The organism is Vibrio sp. ZOR0018, assembly GCF_963865925.1.
Classification (GTDB): domain Bacteria; phylum Pseudomonadota; class Gammaproteobacteria; order Enterobacterales; family Vibrionaceae; genus Vibrio; species Vibrio anguillarum.
Genome location: NZ_CAWMCN010000124.1, coordinates 1 through 18,262, shown reverse-complemented (window position 1 = coordinate 18,262; position 18,262 = coordinate 1). Strand labels below are relative to the sequence as shown.

The following is an 18,262-nucleotide window of genomic DNA, read 5'->3' as shown; positions in this document are numbered from 1 at the left end:
GTGAACAAGTGAAGATGTGCAGCAAGCCTCCACTAGACCAGCGCCCTCTTTTGCTTGGCAGACGTAAATCGACGCTTTGAGGCCAGTCGCCACTTCATATTTCTCATCGACAGCCGCTTTCACTGCATCAACCAATGTCGGTGGGACAAGTGCCACAATACAGCCACCAAAACCGCCCCCAGTCATACGCACACCGCCTTGGTCACCAATCACCTCTTTGATGATATCAACCAAGGTATCAATCTCTTTGACCGTAATTTCAAAATCATCACGCATCGATGCGTGTGATTGAGCCATCAGCTCGCCCATGCGCTTCATGTCGTGGGCGCGCAACGCTTGGGCCGCTTCAACAGTACGGTCATTTTCAGTAATGATGTGACGAGCACGTTTAGCCACCAACTCATCAAGCTCAGAAACTTTTTGGTTAAACTGTTCAATGCTTACATCACGCAGCGCTTTGACGCCAAAAATACGCGCAGCCTCTTCACACTGCTGACGGCGAGTATTGTATTCGCTATCTACCAAGCCGCGTTTTTTATTGGAGTTGACGATCACGACGGCCATCTCTTCTGGCATTGAAACCGCTTGTGTTTCTAGGCTACGGCAATCTAAAAGTAGCGCGTGGTTTTCACGACCTTGCGCCGAAATCATTTGATCCATAATGCCGCAATTACAGCCGACAAATTCGTTCTCGGCCTGTTGGCCATTTAGTGCAATTTCCGCTTGAGAAATATCCAGTTGATAAAGTTCTTTAAAAGTTTGACCGATCACGACCTCAAGCGCAGCCGAAGAGCTAAGCCCCGCTCCCTGTGGAACATTACCGCTGACAGTAATATCCGCCCCGGTAAACGAGTACCCACGCGCAAGCAAACATTTCACCACGCCGCGAATGTAGTTCGCCCACATTTTGTCTTGTTGGAAAGTAATCTCTTGGGTGAGGTCAAACTCATCAAGTGCATTGCCATAATCAACAGACACGATGCGTACTAAATTATCTTCACGCTTGGCAGCCGCTACCACGGTTTGGTAGTTAATTGCGCAGGGGAGCACAAAACCGTCGTTATAGTCGGTGTGCTCACCAATCAAGTTCACACGGCCTGGCGCTTGGATGATATGACTAGGCGCGTAGCCCAACACTTGCTCAAAAGACGCTTTCACATTTTGGATTAAATCAAACATTTGTATTCCTAAACTCATAAACTGGTTTTCATTTCTCATTAACCACTTAACGCTATGAAAAAAACTTTGTTAAGCCCAAGTCGTTGGAGGCGCAGCGAGGTGATAAGTAAATTCAGCCAATGAACATAGATTACCTATGTTCATTGGGGGCGTTTACGCAGCAACAAGGCTACAACTTCACAGATGACGTTACTGCTCTTTGTAGTGAACATCACTTAGCTCGCGCAGACGCTGCGCTGCTTGTTCTGCGGTTAAATCTCGTTGGCTTTCAGCCAACATTTCATAACCCACCATAAACTTACGAATCGAGGCACTGCGCAGCAGTGGTGGGTAGAACAGTGCATGCAGTTGCCAATGGTCAATGTTCGTACCCTCTTCAAAGAAAGGCGCGTAATGCCAGCCCATAGAATAAGGGAAAGAACATTGGAACAGGTTGTCGTAACGGCTGGTCAGTTTTTTAATCGCAACGGCGAGATCGTCACGTTGCGCATCACTCAACTCACTCATGCGACGGATATGCGTTTTTGGCAGCAACATAGTTTCAAATGGCCATGCAGCCCAGTAAGGCACAACAGCCACCCAATGCTCTGTTTCCAGCACAATGCGTGAGCCATCTTTCAGCTCAGCTTGCACATAATCCACCAGCAGGTTACTACCCTGTTGTTGGTAATACGTTTTTAGGTTGTGCTCCTTGCGTTCAATTTCATTGGGTAAGAAGCTATTAGCCCAAATTTGGCCGTGTGGGTGAGGCTGGGAACAACCCATGGTTTCGCCTTTGTTCTCAAATGCTTGCACCCAAACGTACTCTTTACCTAACTCTTCGATTTGATCGTTCCACGTATCAATCACGCTGCGAATGTTGCCCACGGGTAACTCTGGCAGAGTTTTGCTGTGATCTGGAGAGAAACAAATCACTCGGCTCAAACCACGCACACCTTGAGTTTTGAATAGAGGGCTATCGGACTCCGGTGCATCTGGCGAATCTACCATCAGTGCTGCGAAGTCGTTGTTGAATACGTATGTACCTTGGTAGTCTGGGTTGACATCACCAGAAATACGCTCGTTTGTCGGACAAAGAAAACACTTCTCATCATAACTTGGCAGTTCATCTACCGCTGGCTTTTCATCAGCCCCGCTCCAAGGGCGTTTGGCGCGATGTGGTGAGACTAAAATCCACTGCCCCGTGAGTGGGTTGTAGCGACGATGTGGGTGATCCACTGGGTTAAATTCAACATTCGACATATTGCTTACTCAATTATGCTATTTGATAGTCCGACGCGTCACGCCGGATAAAACTAGTACCCTTGCGGGTTATTGGATTGCCAATGCCATGTATCAGCAGCCATTTCATTGATACTGCGCGTCGCCTTCCAAGCCAGATCTCGCTCCGCTTTTGTGGTACTAGCCCAACACTCGGCAATATCACCCGGGCGTCGTGGGCAAATCTCATAAGCAATAGGAACACCACTTGCTTGAGCAAAAGCTGAAACTATCTCTAACACACTCGATCCGCTACCCGATCCAAGGTTGTAAATATGCCTTCCCGCTTTCATCGCAACCGTATTTAAAGCGGCCAAATGGCCATCGGCTAGATCCATCACATGAATGTAATCACGCACACCCGTACCATCCGGTGTGGGGTAGTCGCTACCAAATATGGATAACTTCTCGCGGCGACCTACCGCAACTTGGGCAATAAACGGCATCAGATTATTCGGCACACCTTGCGGGTCTTCGCCCATAGTGCCCGAAGGGTGAGCCCCCACAGGGTTGAAGTAACGCAGTAAGGTCACACTCCAATCTGGCTCAGCAACCACTAAATCCGATAGGCACTGCTCAATCATATATTTGCTACGACCGTAAGGATTGGTGGTTGATCCGGTTGGAGAATCTTCAGTTATCGGCACGATTTCAGGATCGCCATACACTGTCGCCGATGAACTGAATACAATACTTTTCACTCCAGCTTTACGCATACTGCGCGCTAGCACCAACGAACCATTGACGTTATTGTCATAATATTCGAGCGGTTTTATCACGGATTCACCGACGGCTTTTAAACCTGAGAAATGAATCACAGCATCAATATTATGTTCAGAAAATACCTTATCGAGAAAGGCCTCATCACGGATATCACCATGATAAAACACGGGCGTTTTATCTGTCAGTGCATGGATACGGCTTAATACTTCAATCTTCGCGTTAGATAAGTTGTCAACGATAATGGGGTCGATACCCGCTTGTATCATTTGTACACAGGTATGACTTCCGATATAGCCCATACCGCCCGTCACTAATACTTTCACCATACTCTCCTATTGGGATACCGATAGAGGTTGATTCTCGCTCTTGAAAAAGTCTAACAGCCTTACTCGCTTTCAATCTGTGATCAAAACACCACAATGTAAACGTTTCCACGAAAACTCTAAAACAATTCCCTTCACTTAACTGATTTTATTTAAATTACGTATACAATACGCACAGGTAGGCTCTAGTGAGATATTTTGCAGCCCACCACCTTGCACCATCATCTTCTCTAGTTCGACTTACCTTGCTGAGTTTTAGCCCATGCCCCAAAGCCGTGTAGAACTGAATAACCGAATGAATATCGTCACTTTGACTTGGCCGATCTTTATTGAGATTTTATTACGGACGGCGATTAACACCAGTGATGTGTTTATGCTGAGTAGTTATTCAGACAAGGCTGTATCAGCGGTTGGGGTTATCACTCAAATCAATTTTTTCTTGCTGATTGTCTCAATGATGGTCAGCAGTGGTACAGGGATCCTAATTGGGCAATACAATGGCTCTGGCCGCCAAAGTGAATCGGCACATGTTGGGGTGGCCAGTTTACTGCTTGGATTAATCATTGGCTCATCGCTCAGTTTAGCCGCTTATTTGAGTGCTAATTCAGTCATGAATGCCTACGGCTTAGAAGCGCAGGTCGCACAATATGGCTATGAATATCTGGTTATCAGTGGCAGCTTTACAGTAAACGTTACCATCGGCATTGTACTGGCGACGATTTTGCGCAGTAACGGCTACTCCAAAGCGCCGATGTTCATTAATTTATTTGCCGGATTATTGAATATAATCGGTAACTATATTGCTATTTTTCAACCCTTTGGACTGCCCGTCTACGGTGTACAAGGGGTTGCGATATCAACAGTGTTCAGCCAAATTGTCAGCACTATTTTGCTGTACTACACCGTTAAGTACTACCACATATCACTACCGATGAAAGAGTGGAAAATCATCCCGAAGCCGCTATACCAGAAGATCATCAAGATCGGCATGATGAATGCGGGAGAAATTCTTTCCTATAACATGATGCAACTGACGGTGATTTTTTTCGTTGTAAAAATGGGCACGGCTTCACTGGCCGCGTTTACTTATGCGCAAAATATTGCCCGTCTCGCCTTTGCATTCTCAGTGGCTCTTGGGCAAGCCGGGCAAATTCAAACTAGCTACTACATTGGTAAAGGTTGGGTGGATGAGATTCTGACTAAAGTACAACAATATTTTGTGGTTGGCTTTCTCGTCTCCAGCACATTGACGATCTCAATTTATCTACTGCGCGCTGACATCATCGCCCTCTTCACTTCTGATCCTGAGATAACGGCCTTGGTCGCAGGGTTAATTGCTGGCTCCATTGCAATGGAAGCTGGGCGCACGTTTAACCTAATTTTTATTGCCGCACTCAAAGGCGCAGGAGACATTCGCTTTCCAGTGCAGATGGGCATATTAAGCATGTGGACTTTTGGCGCAGGTTTAACTTACTTATTTGGCTTACATTGGGGATGGGGAGTTATGGGTGCATGGGTGGCCATTTCGGTGGATGAATGGTTCAGAGGCATCATCATGTTTAGGCGTTGGCGATCTAAGGTTTGGACTAAGTTTAAACTCAGTTAACCCATGCCAATCTGTCTATCATTTTCCTGCGGTTTACAAATGGTTAATGATTAAATTTGAATCTGCTCAAACATCCTTTTAAAGTAGCAAAACAACGTCTATTTAAGAGTGCTTATGCACATGTTTACTATTTTCAAAACTTTTTTTCTGCTTGGATGGATAAGCTTTGGCGGGCCTGCCGCTCACATTGGTTATTTCCGCAATACATTCGTTGAAAAATTAAAATGGATTGAAGATAAAGAATACGCACAGATCGTTGCCTTAAGTCAGTTTTTGCCAGGGCCAGGTTCAAGCCAAGTTGGGTTTGCACTAGGATACCATCGTGGTGGCTTATTGGGTGGATGCGCCGCTTTTGCTGGTTTTACACTCCCTTCGGTTTTGATCATGGTTGCACTTGCCATCGCCAGCAGCCAATTACTACAAACCCCCTTATTTCAAAACGTGATTCACGGCTTAAAACTGCTAGCCGTTGTGGTTGTCGCGGATGCCACATGGGGAATGTATAAAAACTTCTGTAAGAATCGCTTAACTGTTGGGTTGTGTTTGGCCACCGCTGTGATGCTGATTGTTGCACCCAGTATTGGAACGCAAATCGGAATTCTCATTGCGGCAGCGCTGATCGGAGTGAAATGGCTCCCTAGTCAAGATTTAGCCACTGAACGTTCATTTGTCCCCGCTTTCGTCCCTTTCGCTCTCTTTATTGGCTTACTGGTCGGTTTACCTTTTGCCGCCCACTTGATGCCTGAAATCGCTCTATTTAACCACTTTTATCAAGCGGGTAGCTTAGTGTTTGGCGGTGGGCATGTCGTACTTCCATTGTTGCAAAATTTGGTTGGCGACGCACTTGACCCGGATCTGTTTTTAACAGGATATGCCGCAGCACAAGCGGTTCCTGGTCCAATGTTTACCTTCGCCACTTACATTGGTTACGCTCTACTACCACAAGCGCCAATCTTAGGCGCAACGCTGGCGACCATTGCCGTCTTTTTGCCGGGTTTTTTGTTACTGCTCGGCGTGCTTAAAAATTGGCAAGCCTTAGCAAACTATCGATCGGTATCAGGAGCAATTAACGGTGTTAACGCCGCCGTCGTTGGTTTACTGCTCTCAGCCTTATATCACCCTGTATTTACAAGCTCAGTCAGCAATCATCTAGATATGGCGATCGTTCTGATCGGTTTTTACCTACTAAAACAGCTCAAACTGCCTATTGTCTGGCTGGTTATATTCTTTATGCTCAGTGGTATTGCACTTGGATTAAACTGAAATTGGCCATACGCCTTGTGACTAAAAATGGCGTCAAATAGCCGTATTTATCTAGTGACCCAGCGTCATCCAACGGCTTTCCAGTACCACCTCATATTGCTTGGTTATATAACCCATTTTTTAGTTAAATTTCACGCACGCATCGCTTATCTGTTCTAAACTTATCAATTAGAAGAGCTTCTCCATTTCAACCTTGGAGACCCTGTAGCGCAGAGGAACACGCGATGGATACGCATAGCAAAGGTTGCGAGCACGCCTATTTTCCACATGTTGGTCCACTCAATAAGCAACTGGCTAACATACACCAACGAATGCAAGTCAAAGTCCCAGAGATTGACCGTATCTCTTTTGCGCTATACGACCATCACCATGACAATTTGAAAACCTACGCCGACAGCACCTTTCACGGGGGCGAGCTTATACATTACGAGTTTCCACTTGCTGAGCTTCCAGTCCTTAAGCAATGCGCACAAAATGGCCAGAGTCGTAGCGTTGAAAATATCCCAATCCAATTGAAGCCAGACTATCCTCATACTCGCTGGCTAATTGAGCAAGGTTATTGTTCATCACTGGCGATTCCGACTTACCACCAGCAAGCATTTATTGGCTTTATTTTCCTCAACTCGTGTCAAAGCCATTTGTTTACCGAACAGGTAAAGCAGAATGTAGAACCTTTTATTGAGATGATTCGCTTTGCAGTTTGCTCTGAATACGATTTAGTCCACACTATTTTAGAGACTGTAAATTTGACTCAAGCACGCTCCCCAGAGCATCAACTGGAATCGAAAGAGCATAAAGAACGTATTAGCTGTTATGCCAAAGTCATCGCTACTGAGGTTGCTGACATTTATCAACTGGATGATGAAACCATTGATAACATCATCCAGTTTTCGCGCTATCACGACATAGGCAAACTTGCCCTACCGACAAGCTTATTACTTAACCCAAATACATTAGATAAACCAGAGCGTGCTCAACTGTATAGCCACATAGAAAAAGGGATTGAAATCATTAATCAAATTATTGATGACATAGGTACACCTGATCACCCTTGCATATCCATATTAAAAGAGATCGTCGCTTATCATCATGAGTTTTTGGATGGCAGTGGCTATCCTTACGGCCTAATGCAAGACAATATCCCGATATCGGCACGCATTATTGCTGTTGCCAACGTCTTTGATGCCTTAACAAGCCATCGTCCATACAAACAAGCTTGGTCTGTTCCTTTTGCCCTTCTCGAGCTGGAAAAAATGGTCGTGAGCGGCAAGCTTGATAAACACTGTGTCAATGCCCTTCGCTATCATCAAGATTACTTAAAACATGTGATTGATATTCACCCAGAAATCGACCCGAAGGATAGATTCAACTGAACAGAAATAAACGTCACTCTGAGTTAATAGTGTCAAAATAAGAAAGTGAATCCAGCGCGCAACTTTAACGTTTAGTAACTACAATCTTCTTTTACCTAACCATTCCACCATGCTAAAGTTAACAAAACATTAACATAAGAATAATAATATTTTTGCCAATAACATGGAGTTAGAGAATGATCCAGCCTAACGAGTTAAGCAAAGCAACTTGTGCTCTCCCACCACCGAATGAAATGATCTTGAAATGGGCAGCGGAACGCCCCAACCAAGTTTATTTAAGACAAATTATTAACCGAAAATTTGTTGAATACACCTATGCTGAGGTTGCTGACAAAGCACTCAGGCTAGTCTCTGCATTGCAAGGATTAGGCGCCAAACCTCAAGATAAAATTGCGCTTATTTCTAAGAATTGCGCTGAATGGTTTATTTGCGATCTCGCAATGATGCTCGGCGACTTCATTAGCGTACCTATTTTTCCAACCGCAGGCGCTGATACCATCGAATATTGCCTCACTCACAGTGAAACAAAAATAGTGATTGTAGGTAAACTCGATAACGGGCAAGCCACTCAGCAAGTGATCAACAATTTGCCCGATATAATTAGCATCGCGCTCCCCTATGATTCAGCTCCCACTTGCGATCACCTGTTTACAAAATTGATTGAGCACTATCCGCCAAGCACAGAACGCCCTGTACATTATGACAACAAGTTGATGTCTTTAGTCTATACATCGGGTACGTCGGGCTTGCCGAAAGGGGCTATGCTGACCTACGGTGCATTTAGCTGGTCAGCTCAACAGCTTATAAACCACATTGGCATTCAAGAAAACGACCGTTTATTTTCCTACCTCCCTTTAGCTCATATTACTGAACGTGTTTATATTTTTGGCTCTTCCATCATGGGTGGGGTACAAACGGCTTTCCCTGAATCATTAGACACCTTTATTGACGATGTCAAAATGCAGCGCCCGACGCTCTTTATCTCAGTACCAAGGTTATGGACTCTATTTCAGCAACGCATTCAAGACAAATTACCGCAGAAAAAGCTCAATTTTCTGCTAAAGATCCCTTTTGTAAGCACGCTGATTAAGAAGAAACTTGCTGATGGCTTAGGGCTTGATCAAGCACGTGTGCTTGGTTGTGGCTCGGCTCCCGTATCACCGGCGTTATTAGAGTGGTATCACCAAATTGGGCTAAACATTACCGAAGCTTGGGGCATGACAGAATCTTTTGCTTATAGCACCCTGAACTACCCGTTTAGAGCCGACAAATTGGGGTCGGTTGGACGAGCTGGCCCAGGAATCGAACTTAAAATCGCTAATAATGATCATGAGATTATGGTGCGTAGCCAAGGACTATTTTCTGGCTATTATAAAAATGACATTGCAACTCAAGAGTCATTTGATAAAGAAGGATGGCTACATACTGGCGATATCGGTTTTATTGATGCTGAAGGTTATCTCACCATTCAAGGGCGCAAAAAGGATACCTTTAAAACAGCCAAAGGCAAGTTTGTGGCTCCCGTACCTATCGAAAATAAACTGTTCGAATACACTCGAGTCGAGATGATGTGTCTGATTGGATTAGGGCTTCCCGCCCCTATTTTGCTAGTTGTTCCACATAATTTCCCTCATTTTGATCGCGTTCGTTATGAGCGTACTACTCAAAAAGTCATTGCGCGGATGAATGAGGAATTGGAATCGCATGAGCAAATCAAAGGCGTGCTAATGATAAAAGAGCCATGGTCAATCGAAAATGGTGTGCTCACTCCTACCTTAAAAATCAAGCGGCATGTATTAGAGCAGAAATATCATGAAATGGGGCACAATTGGCCAAAAGGACAACTGGTTGTTTGGGAAGAGTAATCCATTCTAATTGAGCAGGTTGGACTTAGCCTCTAACCTGCCAATACACCAAGTTTTCACACTAACAACCTCCTATATTGCCTAATATTTTGTCCTAATTTAACTCCTGTGCCTGCTATACTTAGCTTAAATAACGCCATTGAATAATTGGATCATGACACAAGATAATAACCCGCTGCATGGGGTCACTTTAGAAAAACTACTCACGGAGCTCGTTGAATACTATGGCTGGGAAGAGCTCAGCTATATGGTCAATATTAACTGCTTTAAAAAGGATCCGAGTATTAAATCAAGCTTGAAATTTTTACGTAAAACTGAATGGGCACGTATTAAGGTTGAAGAAATCTATATCAACCTTAAGGGCTAACTAAACGATATGAATTGAGTGGCATAAACTACCTTCTCCCAGCAGTTTCCACTGTTATCGGTTCTGCTTTTATCGGTTTTTATGCCCTTTTCTATTTCGTTGTTACATAAAAAAGCCCCACCAGCTTTCACTGGTGGGGCTTTTTACGTTCAGCTTAGCTTTTAAGAATTACTTCTTATCTGCTTCTTTACGTGCTTTAACGTCAGCAATAACTTGCTCTGCAACGTTTGCAGGACATGCAGCGTAGTGTGAGAACTCCATAGAGAACTGACCACGACCAGATGTCATTGTACGTAGGTGACCGATATAACCAAACATTTCAGATAGAGGAACGTTCGCTTTAATACGTACACCTGTTACGCCAGCTTCTTGATCTTTAATCATGCCACGACGACGGTTAAGGTCACCGATAACATCACCAACGTGATCTTCTGGAGTAAACACGTCAACGTGCATAATTGGCTCTAGAAGTTGAGCGCCAGCTTTAGGCATAGATTGACGGAATGCACCTTTCGCTGCGATTTCAAATGCGATTGCAGATGAGTCAACTGCGTGGAAGCCACCGTCGAACAGTTCAACTTCAACGTCTAGTACAGGGAACCCAGCAAGAACACCTTGGTCCATCATAGACTTAAAGCCTTTCTCTACCGCAGGCCAGAATTCTTTAGGTACGTTACCACCAACAACTACTGATTTGAACGTGAAACCTGAATTTGGCTCACCTGGTTTGATACGGTAGTCGATCTTACCGAACTGACCAGAACCACCAGACTGTTTCTTATGCGTATAGCTGTCTTCAATTGCTTTAGTGATAGTTTCACGGTAAGCAACTTGAGGAGCACCAACGATAAGATCAATGCCGTGTGTACGCTTAAGGATATCAACTTTGATATCTAGGTGAAGTTCACCCATACCTTTTAGGATGGTTTCGCCAGTTTCTTCATCAGACTCAACTTGGAATGATGGATCTTCTGAAACCATTTTACCTAGCGCAATACCTAACTTCTCAGAACCGCCTTTGTCTTTAGGAGCAACAGCGATAGAGATTACAGGCGTTGGGAAAATCATTGGCTCAAGAGTACATTCGTGTTTAGGATCACATAGAGTGTGACCAGTTTTCACGTTTTTCATACCAACGATAGCGATGATATCACCCGCTTGAGCGGAATCAAGTTCGTTACGATCGTTCGCGTGCATCTCAACCATACGGCCAATACGCTCAGTCTTACCAGTAGCACTGTTAAGAATGGTGTCACCTTTCTTCAGTTTACCAGAATAAATACGGATAAACGTTAGGGCACCAAAACGGTCATCCATGATCTTGAACGCAAGTGCACGGAATGGTTCGTCAACAGAAACTGTTGCAACTTTACCAGTAGGCTCACCTGTTTCAGGATCAGTCAGATCTTGAGGTACAACTTCAGCTGGAGCTGGAAGATAATCAACAACGGCATCTAGTAGAAGTTGCATGCCTTTGTTTTTGAATGCTGAACCACAGAATGTAGGGAAGAACGCTAATTCACGAGTACCCTTACGGATACAAGCTTTTAGTTGCTCAATAGTTGGCTCTTCGCCTTCCATATAAGCCATCATTAGCTCGTCGTCTTGCTCTACTGCAGTTTCGATTAGCATTTCACGGTATTCTTCAACTTGCTCTACCATGTCTGCTGGAATTTCTTTGATTTCGTAGTTTTCTGGCTGACCTGAATCATCCCAAACGTAAGCTTGACGGTTTAATACGTCAACAACGCCAACGAATTCGTCTTCACGACCAATTGGAAGAGTCATAACAAGTGGGTTTGCGCCAAGAACTTTCTTCACTTGTCCTACAACGCGGAAGAAGTCTGCACCCATACGGTCTAGTTTGTTTACGAAGATCAGACGAGCTACTTCTGAATCGTTCGCGTAACGCCAGTTAGTTTCTGACTGAGGTTCAACACCGCCAGAACCACAGAATACACCAACACCGCCATCAAGAACTTTCAGAGAACGGTAAACTTCAACTGTGAAGTCAACGTGCCCAGGAGTATCGATAACGTTAAAACGGTGATCTTTCCAGAAACAAGTCGTCGCTGCTGATTGAATTGTGATACCGCGTTCAGCTTCTTGATCCATGAAATCCATGGTAGAAGCGCCATCGTGTACTTCACCTGTACGGTGGATTTTACCAGTAAGCTTAAGAATACGCTCAGTGGTAGTGGTTTTACCGGCATCAACGTGCGCGAAAATACCAATGTTTCTGTATTTTGATAAATCTGCCATTGTCTTACTCTGTTAATAAGGTATAAAGTGCGCGCAGAGTATATCACAATCTGTCAAGACTGATACCCTTGCATACGCTTGCTTGAAAAAAAATATAGTACGGTTACGAACTGTCGGTGAAATATAGGTCATAACCGTAAAAGAGGCGAGTTTAATTAAGATTTATAACTCATCAAATGCTTCAATTGCTTCAGATAATTTCTTCACACCGTGCAATTGCATGCCAGGTATTCCACCTTTAGGCATATTCGCCATCGGAATAATTGCTTTCTTAAAACCATGTTTAAATGCTTCATTTAATCGCTCTTGACCACTAGGTACTGGGCGAATTTCTCCGGCCAAACCGACTTCGCCAAACACGACAACATCTTTAGCAAGTGGTTTATCTCTGAAGCTTGAAAGCAGTGCCATCAGAAGAGCTAAATCGGCGCTTGTTTCCGTCACTTTAACGCCACCAACCACATTAACAAACACATCTTGATCGGACATTTGTAAGCCACCGTGCTTGTGAAGCACTGCTAACAATAAAGATAAGCGATTTTGCTCAAGCCCAACGGCGACCCGCCTTGGGTTCGCTAATTGTGAATAGTCAACCAGTGCTTGGATCTCCACTAGTAGTGGACGCGTTCCTTCCCATACGACCATCACCGAACTGCCCGAAGTATCTTCTTCGCCTCGCGAAAGGAAAATGGCAGAAGGATTACTCACTTCACGCAAGCCCTGTCCCGTCATGGCAAAAACGCCGAGTTCATTGACCGCACCAAATCGGTTCTTGTGACTGCGCAATGTACGAAAACGACTATCAGTCCCTCCGTCGAGCAATACCGAGCAGTCAATAATATGCTCTAGCACTTTTGGACCAGCCAAAGAACCGTCTTTAGTAACGTGTCCGACTAAAAATACGGCAACGTTATTTTGCTTAGCGTAGCGTGTGAGCGTTGTCGCAGACTCGCGCACTTGTGCCACCGTACCGGGAGAGGATTGGACGTCGGCCACATGCATCACTTGAATTGAGTCTATGACCATGATGCGGGGCTGCTCTTTTTCAGCGATTTGGCAAATTCGATCTACATTGGTTTCCGACAGCATTTTAAGCTTATCTTTAGGTAAACCAAGACGAGAGGCTCGCATCGCGACTTGCTGAAGCGATTCTTCACCCGTGACATACAAAGCAGGCATTGACGCCGCGAGCTGACACATGGTTTGCAGCAATAAAGTCGATTTCCCAGCGCCAGGGTTACCACCGATTAAAATCGCCGCGCCGGGTACGACACCACCACCCAATACACGGTCCAACTCTTTAAAGCCGCTAGAAAACCGTGGGACTTCCTGCAGATTAATATCCGACAGTACTTGGACTTGTGATTCCGTTACCGCCCCAGCGTAACCACCTAGTCGCTCATTACGTGCAACCTGCGGCGATGCTGCCAAGCGTACTTCGGTGATAGTATTCCATGCACCACAAGCACTACATTGACCTTGCCAACGCGGAAAATCTGCGCCGCAATCATTACATACATAGGCGCGTTTTGCTTTTGCCATGCTTCCTCAACAATTCCTGTTTCTTGTTGGTAACCTATACTTTTCAAGCTTAAAGATTAAACTGTTAAGTAATCATGAAGTGATATAGGTTGATTTACGTTTAAATAAAGGTTGAACCTTCGCAACAGATAACTAAAGATTATGATAACGATGCCGATTAATCTTTAAGACGGACACTCTAACAGAAAAGTATGCAGCAATCTGAAATTCTATCAATCGCAGAGCGTTTGATCCCAGCTTACCGTTCATCTGATTTTGAATACCTTCTTTCTCAAATGACAGAAGATGAATCCCCGTCAGCGAAATTACTGGTCAAAATGGAGCTCAATCGCATCATGGCTCCTTGTGTTAAAAGCATAGACTTGCGAGGTCGGGTACAAGGGGAATGCCGCGAATATGAATTAGATGGCCGCAAACATTGGTTCGACGATGTGGCCTTTAACGCATACCATAAAGGGGTCAAAAAATTTGGTGCGTATACGGAAGGTGTATGGGAAGCATTAAACAATACGCCAAACAACTTCCGCGTGATGCAACAACGTGGTGCCCAAAACCCACAAAAAGACGGTGGTGGCAGTACGTTTTTTGAGGCTGAGCCAATTAAGCTTGGTTATGATCTCAAGCGTCAAGAAAATCGCTTAAAAGTCACCTCACAAGTTGAAATTCACCTACCTAGTAAACAGTTGGTCAATGGCCTCAGTGTTGATCTATCCGTTTCGGGTGCAAAATTTAAAGTTCCCGCCGCTTTTAACTACAAGCTCGGTGAGGTGATCAAAGTCTATTTTTCCGAACTCAACAAAACGTCAGAAGTGGTTGGACTGCACCACGCCATTGAATATCGTATTTTAGGTATTGATGAGTCTTACGATAACGATGCCGTGAAATTTCTGCGTACACTAAAACTTTCCGACACTAACATCATCGAAAAAGTGATTACTGAATCGCTGCAAAATAACACTCAAAAAGCGCGCCACGATAACCAAGATAAACTCATCCGAGCTCGAACCCGTGGTTACGAGCACACCTATTTAAAACACACCTGTAACTTACCAGTGTTTTTTAGTGGCAGTGAATTGAAGTTGGTGCTGCTGACTGAAAATAACCAACCGATCTGGCAATACTGGCACGACGAGCGTAATCAACAAGCACTCGGTTCGTTATTCAATAAAGAGCGGATGGAACAGTTAACCAAGCCGGGGATGCGGGGTAGCAATAATGTGCTTTATGCTTTTAAGCATGAACATCAGGAAAAAACGCTCTTTTTTTCAATGATGATGCCAGAGGCCAACCGTGAACAAAGAAAAATGTTTTGGCATGTTGGTGCTCGTCGACAAAGTTGGAAAGCGTTTCGCTTATTTGTCTTTGAACTCTCGGATGAAGAGCGTCAAGAACTTGCGGTTCATGCCCATGAATTGTCAGATCGCTCAAGCCACTTAACGCACTGTGGCGTTTTACAAGAAATTGGCGATGAGGATTCGGCAAAAGATTACCTATTGACTGACAAACCCAATTTACCCAATAGCGAACTCAATAAATTTCGTCATCCAAGGCAGATCATTGGTCAACCTACAGGCATTTATTTTGATGCTCGCTCGCGTAGAAAAGAGCCTCGTTACCAATTCAAGACACCGCTAACCATCACCTCAGACTCTGGAGTAAATGCGGCTGGCCATACGGTTGATTTATCTAAACGTGGTTTAAGTATTATTGTTGATACACCACTACCAGTGAAAGCAGGCGATAACGTCACCATCAATTACCACGAATTACAGCTTTACGACAAAAAGCTGCCACTGCATAGCCTTCCCTATAATGTCATTCGAATTGGGCCCGAAGGTCGGCGTCTACAATTGGTGATAGAAGAAAATATACATACCATCAAAACAATCGCTTTTTTCAATAGCATTATAGAAAACAATCAAGATAAGTTGTTACAGAAAGAAGAAGTACTACCAAGTCATAACTTGCTGGAAGGGTTGCACAACATTTTGCTTGATAAGATGATAAGTTCGCCAATTTTCGTTGATAAACACGGTGCAAATTTACGCCCTAAAGTGATTGGCGTAAATTACCCCTTGCCGCCTCATCTTGTGTTACTGGCTAAATTAGGCCAAGAAAATCGCATCACGTTAGAGCCAATATTCAAAGGCCACACCAATACGCTACTGGCTAAACCGATGCGGCGCATTGAAGGAGCGATACCGCAATATCACGACGTTTATATTGCGGCAATCAAATTTGGCACGCGTATTCAATCAATCCAATCGAAATTATTAAGTGATTTTGAAAACACTAAAGAGCGTATTGATTTCATTCAAAAAGCGCAGCACATGGGTGAAATTTACATCTTGAGGATTTGCAGCGCACCCGTCTTTGACCCAATCACTACGCTGCTGCGCAGTGATCTCAATGAGTTGGCACAAATTAGTCTTCATCACGCTCGTACGCTAGAAAAAGAGATCACCTCAATCATTGGTTATGGAGAGGTGATCGATATTACAGAAGAAGTATTGATTCGCTTAGAGCTGACCTTGTAAAAGCGACTGACTTTTGTAAAAGAGAGTGTGGGTAAAAGAGAGAGTGGGCATCGCTCACTCTCTTATCTCTTGCTGTTGAGCTTTACTTAAGGCTTCACTTTCCAACTGAGTTTTTGCTGCTTCACCAATGAGGCAGAGAGAATACAGAGCACGCCACCAAGGCCTGCAAAACGGACCGCCGCTTGTGCTTTTTCTTCAACTTTAGGTTTAGCATGATAAGCAACGCCTAACCCCGCTGCAGCCATCATAACTAAATCATTCGCCCCATCGCCAACCGCGACAGTATTGTGCAATTCAATCTCATAACGTTGTGCTAACTCAACCAAAATATCGGCTTTGGTTTGTGCCGAAACGACATCACCTAGTACTTGACCAGTAAGCTTGCCATCAACAATTTCCAACGTATTGGATTGCGCATGATCAAGTTGCAGTTCGCTTTTTAAATAATCTGAAAAATAGGTAAAGCCACCGGATGCAATCGCCGTTTTCCACCCCAATGCATGCAGTGTTGCTACCAGTTCACGTAAATCGGGCATCATGGGTAATGTAGAGCGAACCGCTTCAAGAATCGACTCATCGGCACCAGCAAGCTTTCCAACCCGCTGACGCAAGCTTTGCTCAAAATCCAATTCACCTTGCATCGCTCGCTCAGTGACTTCGGCCACCTCCTCTCCGACACCCGCTAACTTAGCTATCTCATCAATACATTCAATTTGAATCGCCGTGGAGTCCATATCCATCACAATCAAACCCGGTTTAGAAAGGTCTGGTACTTCACACAAACGGGCATAATCAATTTCGAGCCCTTGTAAAATTTTCTCGTGCTCTGTCGTCAGCTCACCTGACATCAACGCCACTTCATAATGCCCCACTTTCCACATATCGAGGACAGCGTTGTAGTAACCGGTAAAAAAGTCAATATCATCAAAATGTTGAGTGGAGAGATAAGGTGCAAAAACAATCCAACTTGCTTTTGCTTTGTCAAATTGTGAAGAGAAACGAGTTTCAGGCAAGCGGTTGAGCAGCGTTGTGTGCCTTTTGATCGGCAATGTTTTGAGGGCATCCATGTTTATCATTCCTTAATCAATCCTTTTCCTTCAGCCTGCTTAAACGCACCACAAGCAAAAAGGGATCAACTCGATTCAATGCTCGAGTATCAATAAATGGGTGTATGCCCCTGACGTTACCCTATTGCAATTTAAAAACGCAAGTCTCAATATGAGTAAAGTTTTTATTTATCCAATCAGGTGGGTTATGGACGGCTCTTTATTTTCATTTCGCGTCGCAATTCGTGTGCTTACCGTCATTTTATTAGCAGGCATGTTCTTCTTTACCGTAAAAAACAGCGTTGTGATCAGTAAAGGTAACGAACGAATTCAGGCTAACCAACTAGAAACATTAACTAAGGTTTTGATTTCACAGGCATCATTATCTGCGGGCAGCATGATATCAGAGCAAGATCAAGAGCGCCTGCTAGCCCTCACCAACCAGTTAGCTCAAGACAAACTGGTGTTTGATGCCACCATTTATGATTCCGAAGGGGTCAAATTAGCCGCCAGCGATAACGCGTTAAGCGTACGCGAAGTATTAGGATTGGATACACCACTGCGCACGGCCAGCATTGGCCGTCAGCAACTGGTTGAGCCTGTCTATCATGAAAGCAGTATCATTGGTTTTATCCGCATTACTTTTGAAACTGGCCGCGTCACCGCGATTTCAGATCACCACTATCGTAAAAGTGATCGCTACATGTATCTCATGCTGCTAACCAGCTTTGTCAGCGGTGTATTGCTCACACTGCTACTGCTGCGCCGAAAGCCAAAGAGTGGTGGTGAGAACCTGCTGCTACAGAATGTGGATGATATGACTTAGCAGGCTTTGTAAGTAAAAATCCGCCTTCTTAGAAGGCGGCTTTGGTTTACAGCCCCCTGAAAGGGGGCATCCTCGCGCTGTTAGTTCATC

Annotated in this window: 12 protein-coding genes and 1 pseudogene; 7 read left to right on the top strand and 6 right to left on the bottom strand. The window is 44.5% G+C overall.

The annotated features are described in order from the left end of the window. Positions 1-27 precede the first annotated feature (27 nt). The 3 genes and pseudogenes from galK to galE all read right to left on the bottom strand — a co-directional run. Positions 28-1,179: pseudogene (galK, locus tag AACR75_RS15860) on the bottom strand (galactokinase); the annotation flags it as partial. 189 nt (positions 1,180-1,368) lie between these two features. After that, a complete protein-coding gene (locus AACR75_RS15855; protein ID WP_047690980.1) occupies positions 1,369-2,421 on the bottom strand; it encodes a UDP-glucose--hexose-1-phosphate uridylyltransferase in 1,053 nt (350 codons plus the stop codon). Between the two features lie 53 nt (positions 2,422-2,474). Next, a complete protein-coding gene (galE, locus tag AACR75_RS15850) occupies positions 2,475-3,488 on the bottom strand; it encodes a UDP-glucose 4-epimerase GalE (protein ID WP_047690977.1) in 1,014 nt (337 codons plus the stop codon). A 259-nt stretch (positions 3,489-3,747) separates the two neighbouring features. On the opposite strand from galE, the gene AACR75_RS15845 reads away from it, so the two are divergent. From AACR75_RS15845 to AACR75_RS15825, 5 genes are all read left to right on the top strand, one after another. After that, on the top strand, positions 3,748-5,091 hold the full coding sequence (locus AACR75_RS15845; protein WP_047690974.1) for an MATE family efflux transporter: 1,344 nt from the start codon (positions 3,748-3,750) through the stop codon (positions 5,089-5,091). A gap of 114 nt (positions 5,092-5,205) precedes the next feature. Next, positions 5,206-6,354 (top strand): chromate efflux transporter, encoded by a 1,149-nt coding sequence (gene chrA, locus AACR75_RS15840; RefSeq protein WP_047690971.1) that lies wholly within the window; start codon positions 5,206-5,208, stop codon positions 6,352-6,354. Positions 6,355-6,578: 224 nt separating this feature from the next. After that, entirely contained in the window at positions 6,579-7,727 is a 1,149-nt protein-coding gene (locus AACR75_RS15835; protein ID WP_017046553.1) for an HD domain-containing phosphohydrolase, read from the top strand. A 176-nt stretch (positions 7,728-7,903) separates the two neighbouring features. Continuing rightward, positions 7,904-9,592 (top strand): AMP-binding protein, encoded by a 1,689-nt coding sequence (locus AACR75_RS15830; protein WP_047690969.1) that lies wholly within the window; start codon positions 7,904-7,906, stop codon positions 9,590-9,592. A gap of 154 nt (positions 9,593-9,746) precedes the next feature. Next, on the top strand, positions 9,747-9,959 hold the full coding sequence (locus AACR75_RS15825; RefSeq protein ID WP_017046551.1) for a VF530 family protein: 213 nt from the start codon (positions 9,747-9,749) through the stop codon (positions 9,957-9,959). Between the two features lie 168 nt (positions 9,960-10,127). Here AACR75_RS15825 and fusA read toward each other — a convergent pair whose 3' ends face one another. After that, positions 10,128-12,221, bottom strand: a complete 2,094-nt coding sequence (gene fusA, locus AACR75_RS15820; protein WP_017043055.1) for an elongation factor G — start codon at positions 12,219-12,221, stop codon at positions 10,128-10,130. Positions 12,222-12,383: 162 nt separating this feature from the next. Then, positions 12,384-13,763: a DNA repair protein RadA gene (gene radA / locus AACR75_RS15815; RefSeq protein WP_013856131.1), complete on the bottom strand. Its 1,380-nt coding sequence runs from the start codon at positions 13,761-13,763 to the stop codon at positions 12,384-12,386. Between the two features lie 191 nt (positions 13,764-13,954). On the opposite strand from radA, the gene AACR75_RS15810 reads away from it, so the two are divergent. Beyond that, positions 13,955-16,300, top strand: coding sequence for a PilZ domain-containing protein (locus tag AACR75_RS15810; RefSeq protein ID WP_047690967.1), 2,346 nt, complete (start codon positions 13,955-13,957; stop codon positions 16,298-16,300). A gap of 86 nt (positions 16,301-16,386) precedes the next feature. Here AACR75_RS15810 and serB read toward each other — a convergent pair whose 3' ends face one another. Next, on the bottom strand, positions 16,387-17,367 hold the full coding sequence (serB, locus tag AACR75_RS15805; RefSeq protein WP_026027962.1) for a phosphoserine phosphatase: 981 nt from the start codon (positions 17,365-17,367) through the stop codon (positions 16,387-16,389). 187 nt (positions 17,368-17,554) lie between these two features. Between serB and AACR75_RS15800 the strand changes: the two genes are divergently transcribed. Next, entirely contained in the window at positions 17,555-18,172 is a 618-nt protein-coding gene (locus AACR75_RS15800) for a YtjB family periplasmic protein (RefSeq protein ID WP_026027378.1), read from the top strand. Positions 18,173-18,262: the final 90 nt, after the last annotated feature.

Bases quoted from the DNA above. Each gene is read 5' to 3' on its own strand.
- AACR75_RS15855 (WP_047690980.1), bottom strand. From the start codon at position 2,421: ATGTCGAATGTTGAATTTAACCCAGTGGATCACCCACATCGTCGCTAC.
- galE (WP_047690977.1), bottom strand. From the start codon at position 3,488: ATGGTGAAAGTATTAGTGACGGGCGGTATGGGCTATATCGGAAGTCAT.
- AACR75_RS15845 (WP_047690974.1), top strand. From the start codon at position 3,748: ATGCCCCAAAGCCGTGTAGAACTGAATAACCGAATGAATATCGTCACT.
- chrA (WP_047690971.1), top strand. From the start codon at position 5,206: ATGCACATGTTTACTATTTTCAAAACTTTTTTTCTGCTTGGATGGATA.
- AACR75_RS15835 (WP_017046553.1), top strand. From the start codon at position 6,579: ATGGATACGCATAGCAAAGGTTGCGAGCACGCCTATTTTCCACATGTT.
- AACR75_RS15830 (WP_047690969.1), top strand. From the start codon at position 7,904: ATGATCCAGCCTAACGAGTTAAGCAAAGCAACTTGTGCTCTCCCACCA.
- AACR75_RS15825 (WP_017046551.1), top strand. From the start codon at position 9,747: ATGACACAAGATAATAACCCGCTGCATGGGGTCACTTTAGAAAAACTA.
- fusA (WP_017043055.1), bottom strand. From the start codon at position 12,221: ATGGCAGATTTATCAAAATACAGAAACATTGGTATTTTCGCGCACGTT.
- radA (WP_013856131.1), bottom strand. From the start codon at position 13,763: ATGGCAAAAGCAAAACGCGCCTATGTATGTAATGATTGCGGCGCAGAT.
- AACR75_RS15810 (WP_047690967.1), top strand. From the start codon at position 13,955: ATGCAGCAATCTGAAATTCTATCAATCGCAGAGCGTTTGATCCCAGCT.
- serB (WP_026027962.1), bottom strand. From the start codon at position 17,367: ATGGATGCCCTCAAAACATTGCCGATCAAAAGGCACACAACGCTGCTC.
- AACR75_RS15800 (WP_026027378.1), top strand. From the start codon at position 17,555: ATGGACGGCTCTTTATTTTCATTTCGCGTCGCAATTCGTGTGCTTACC.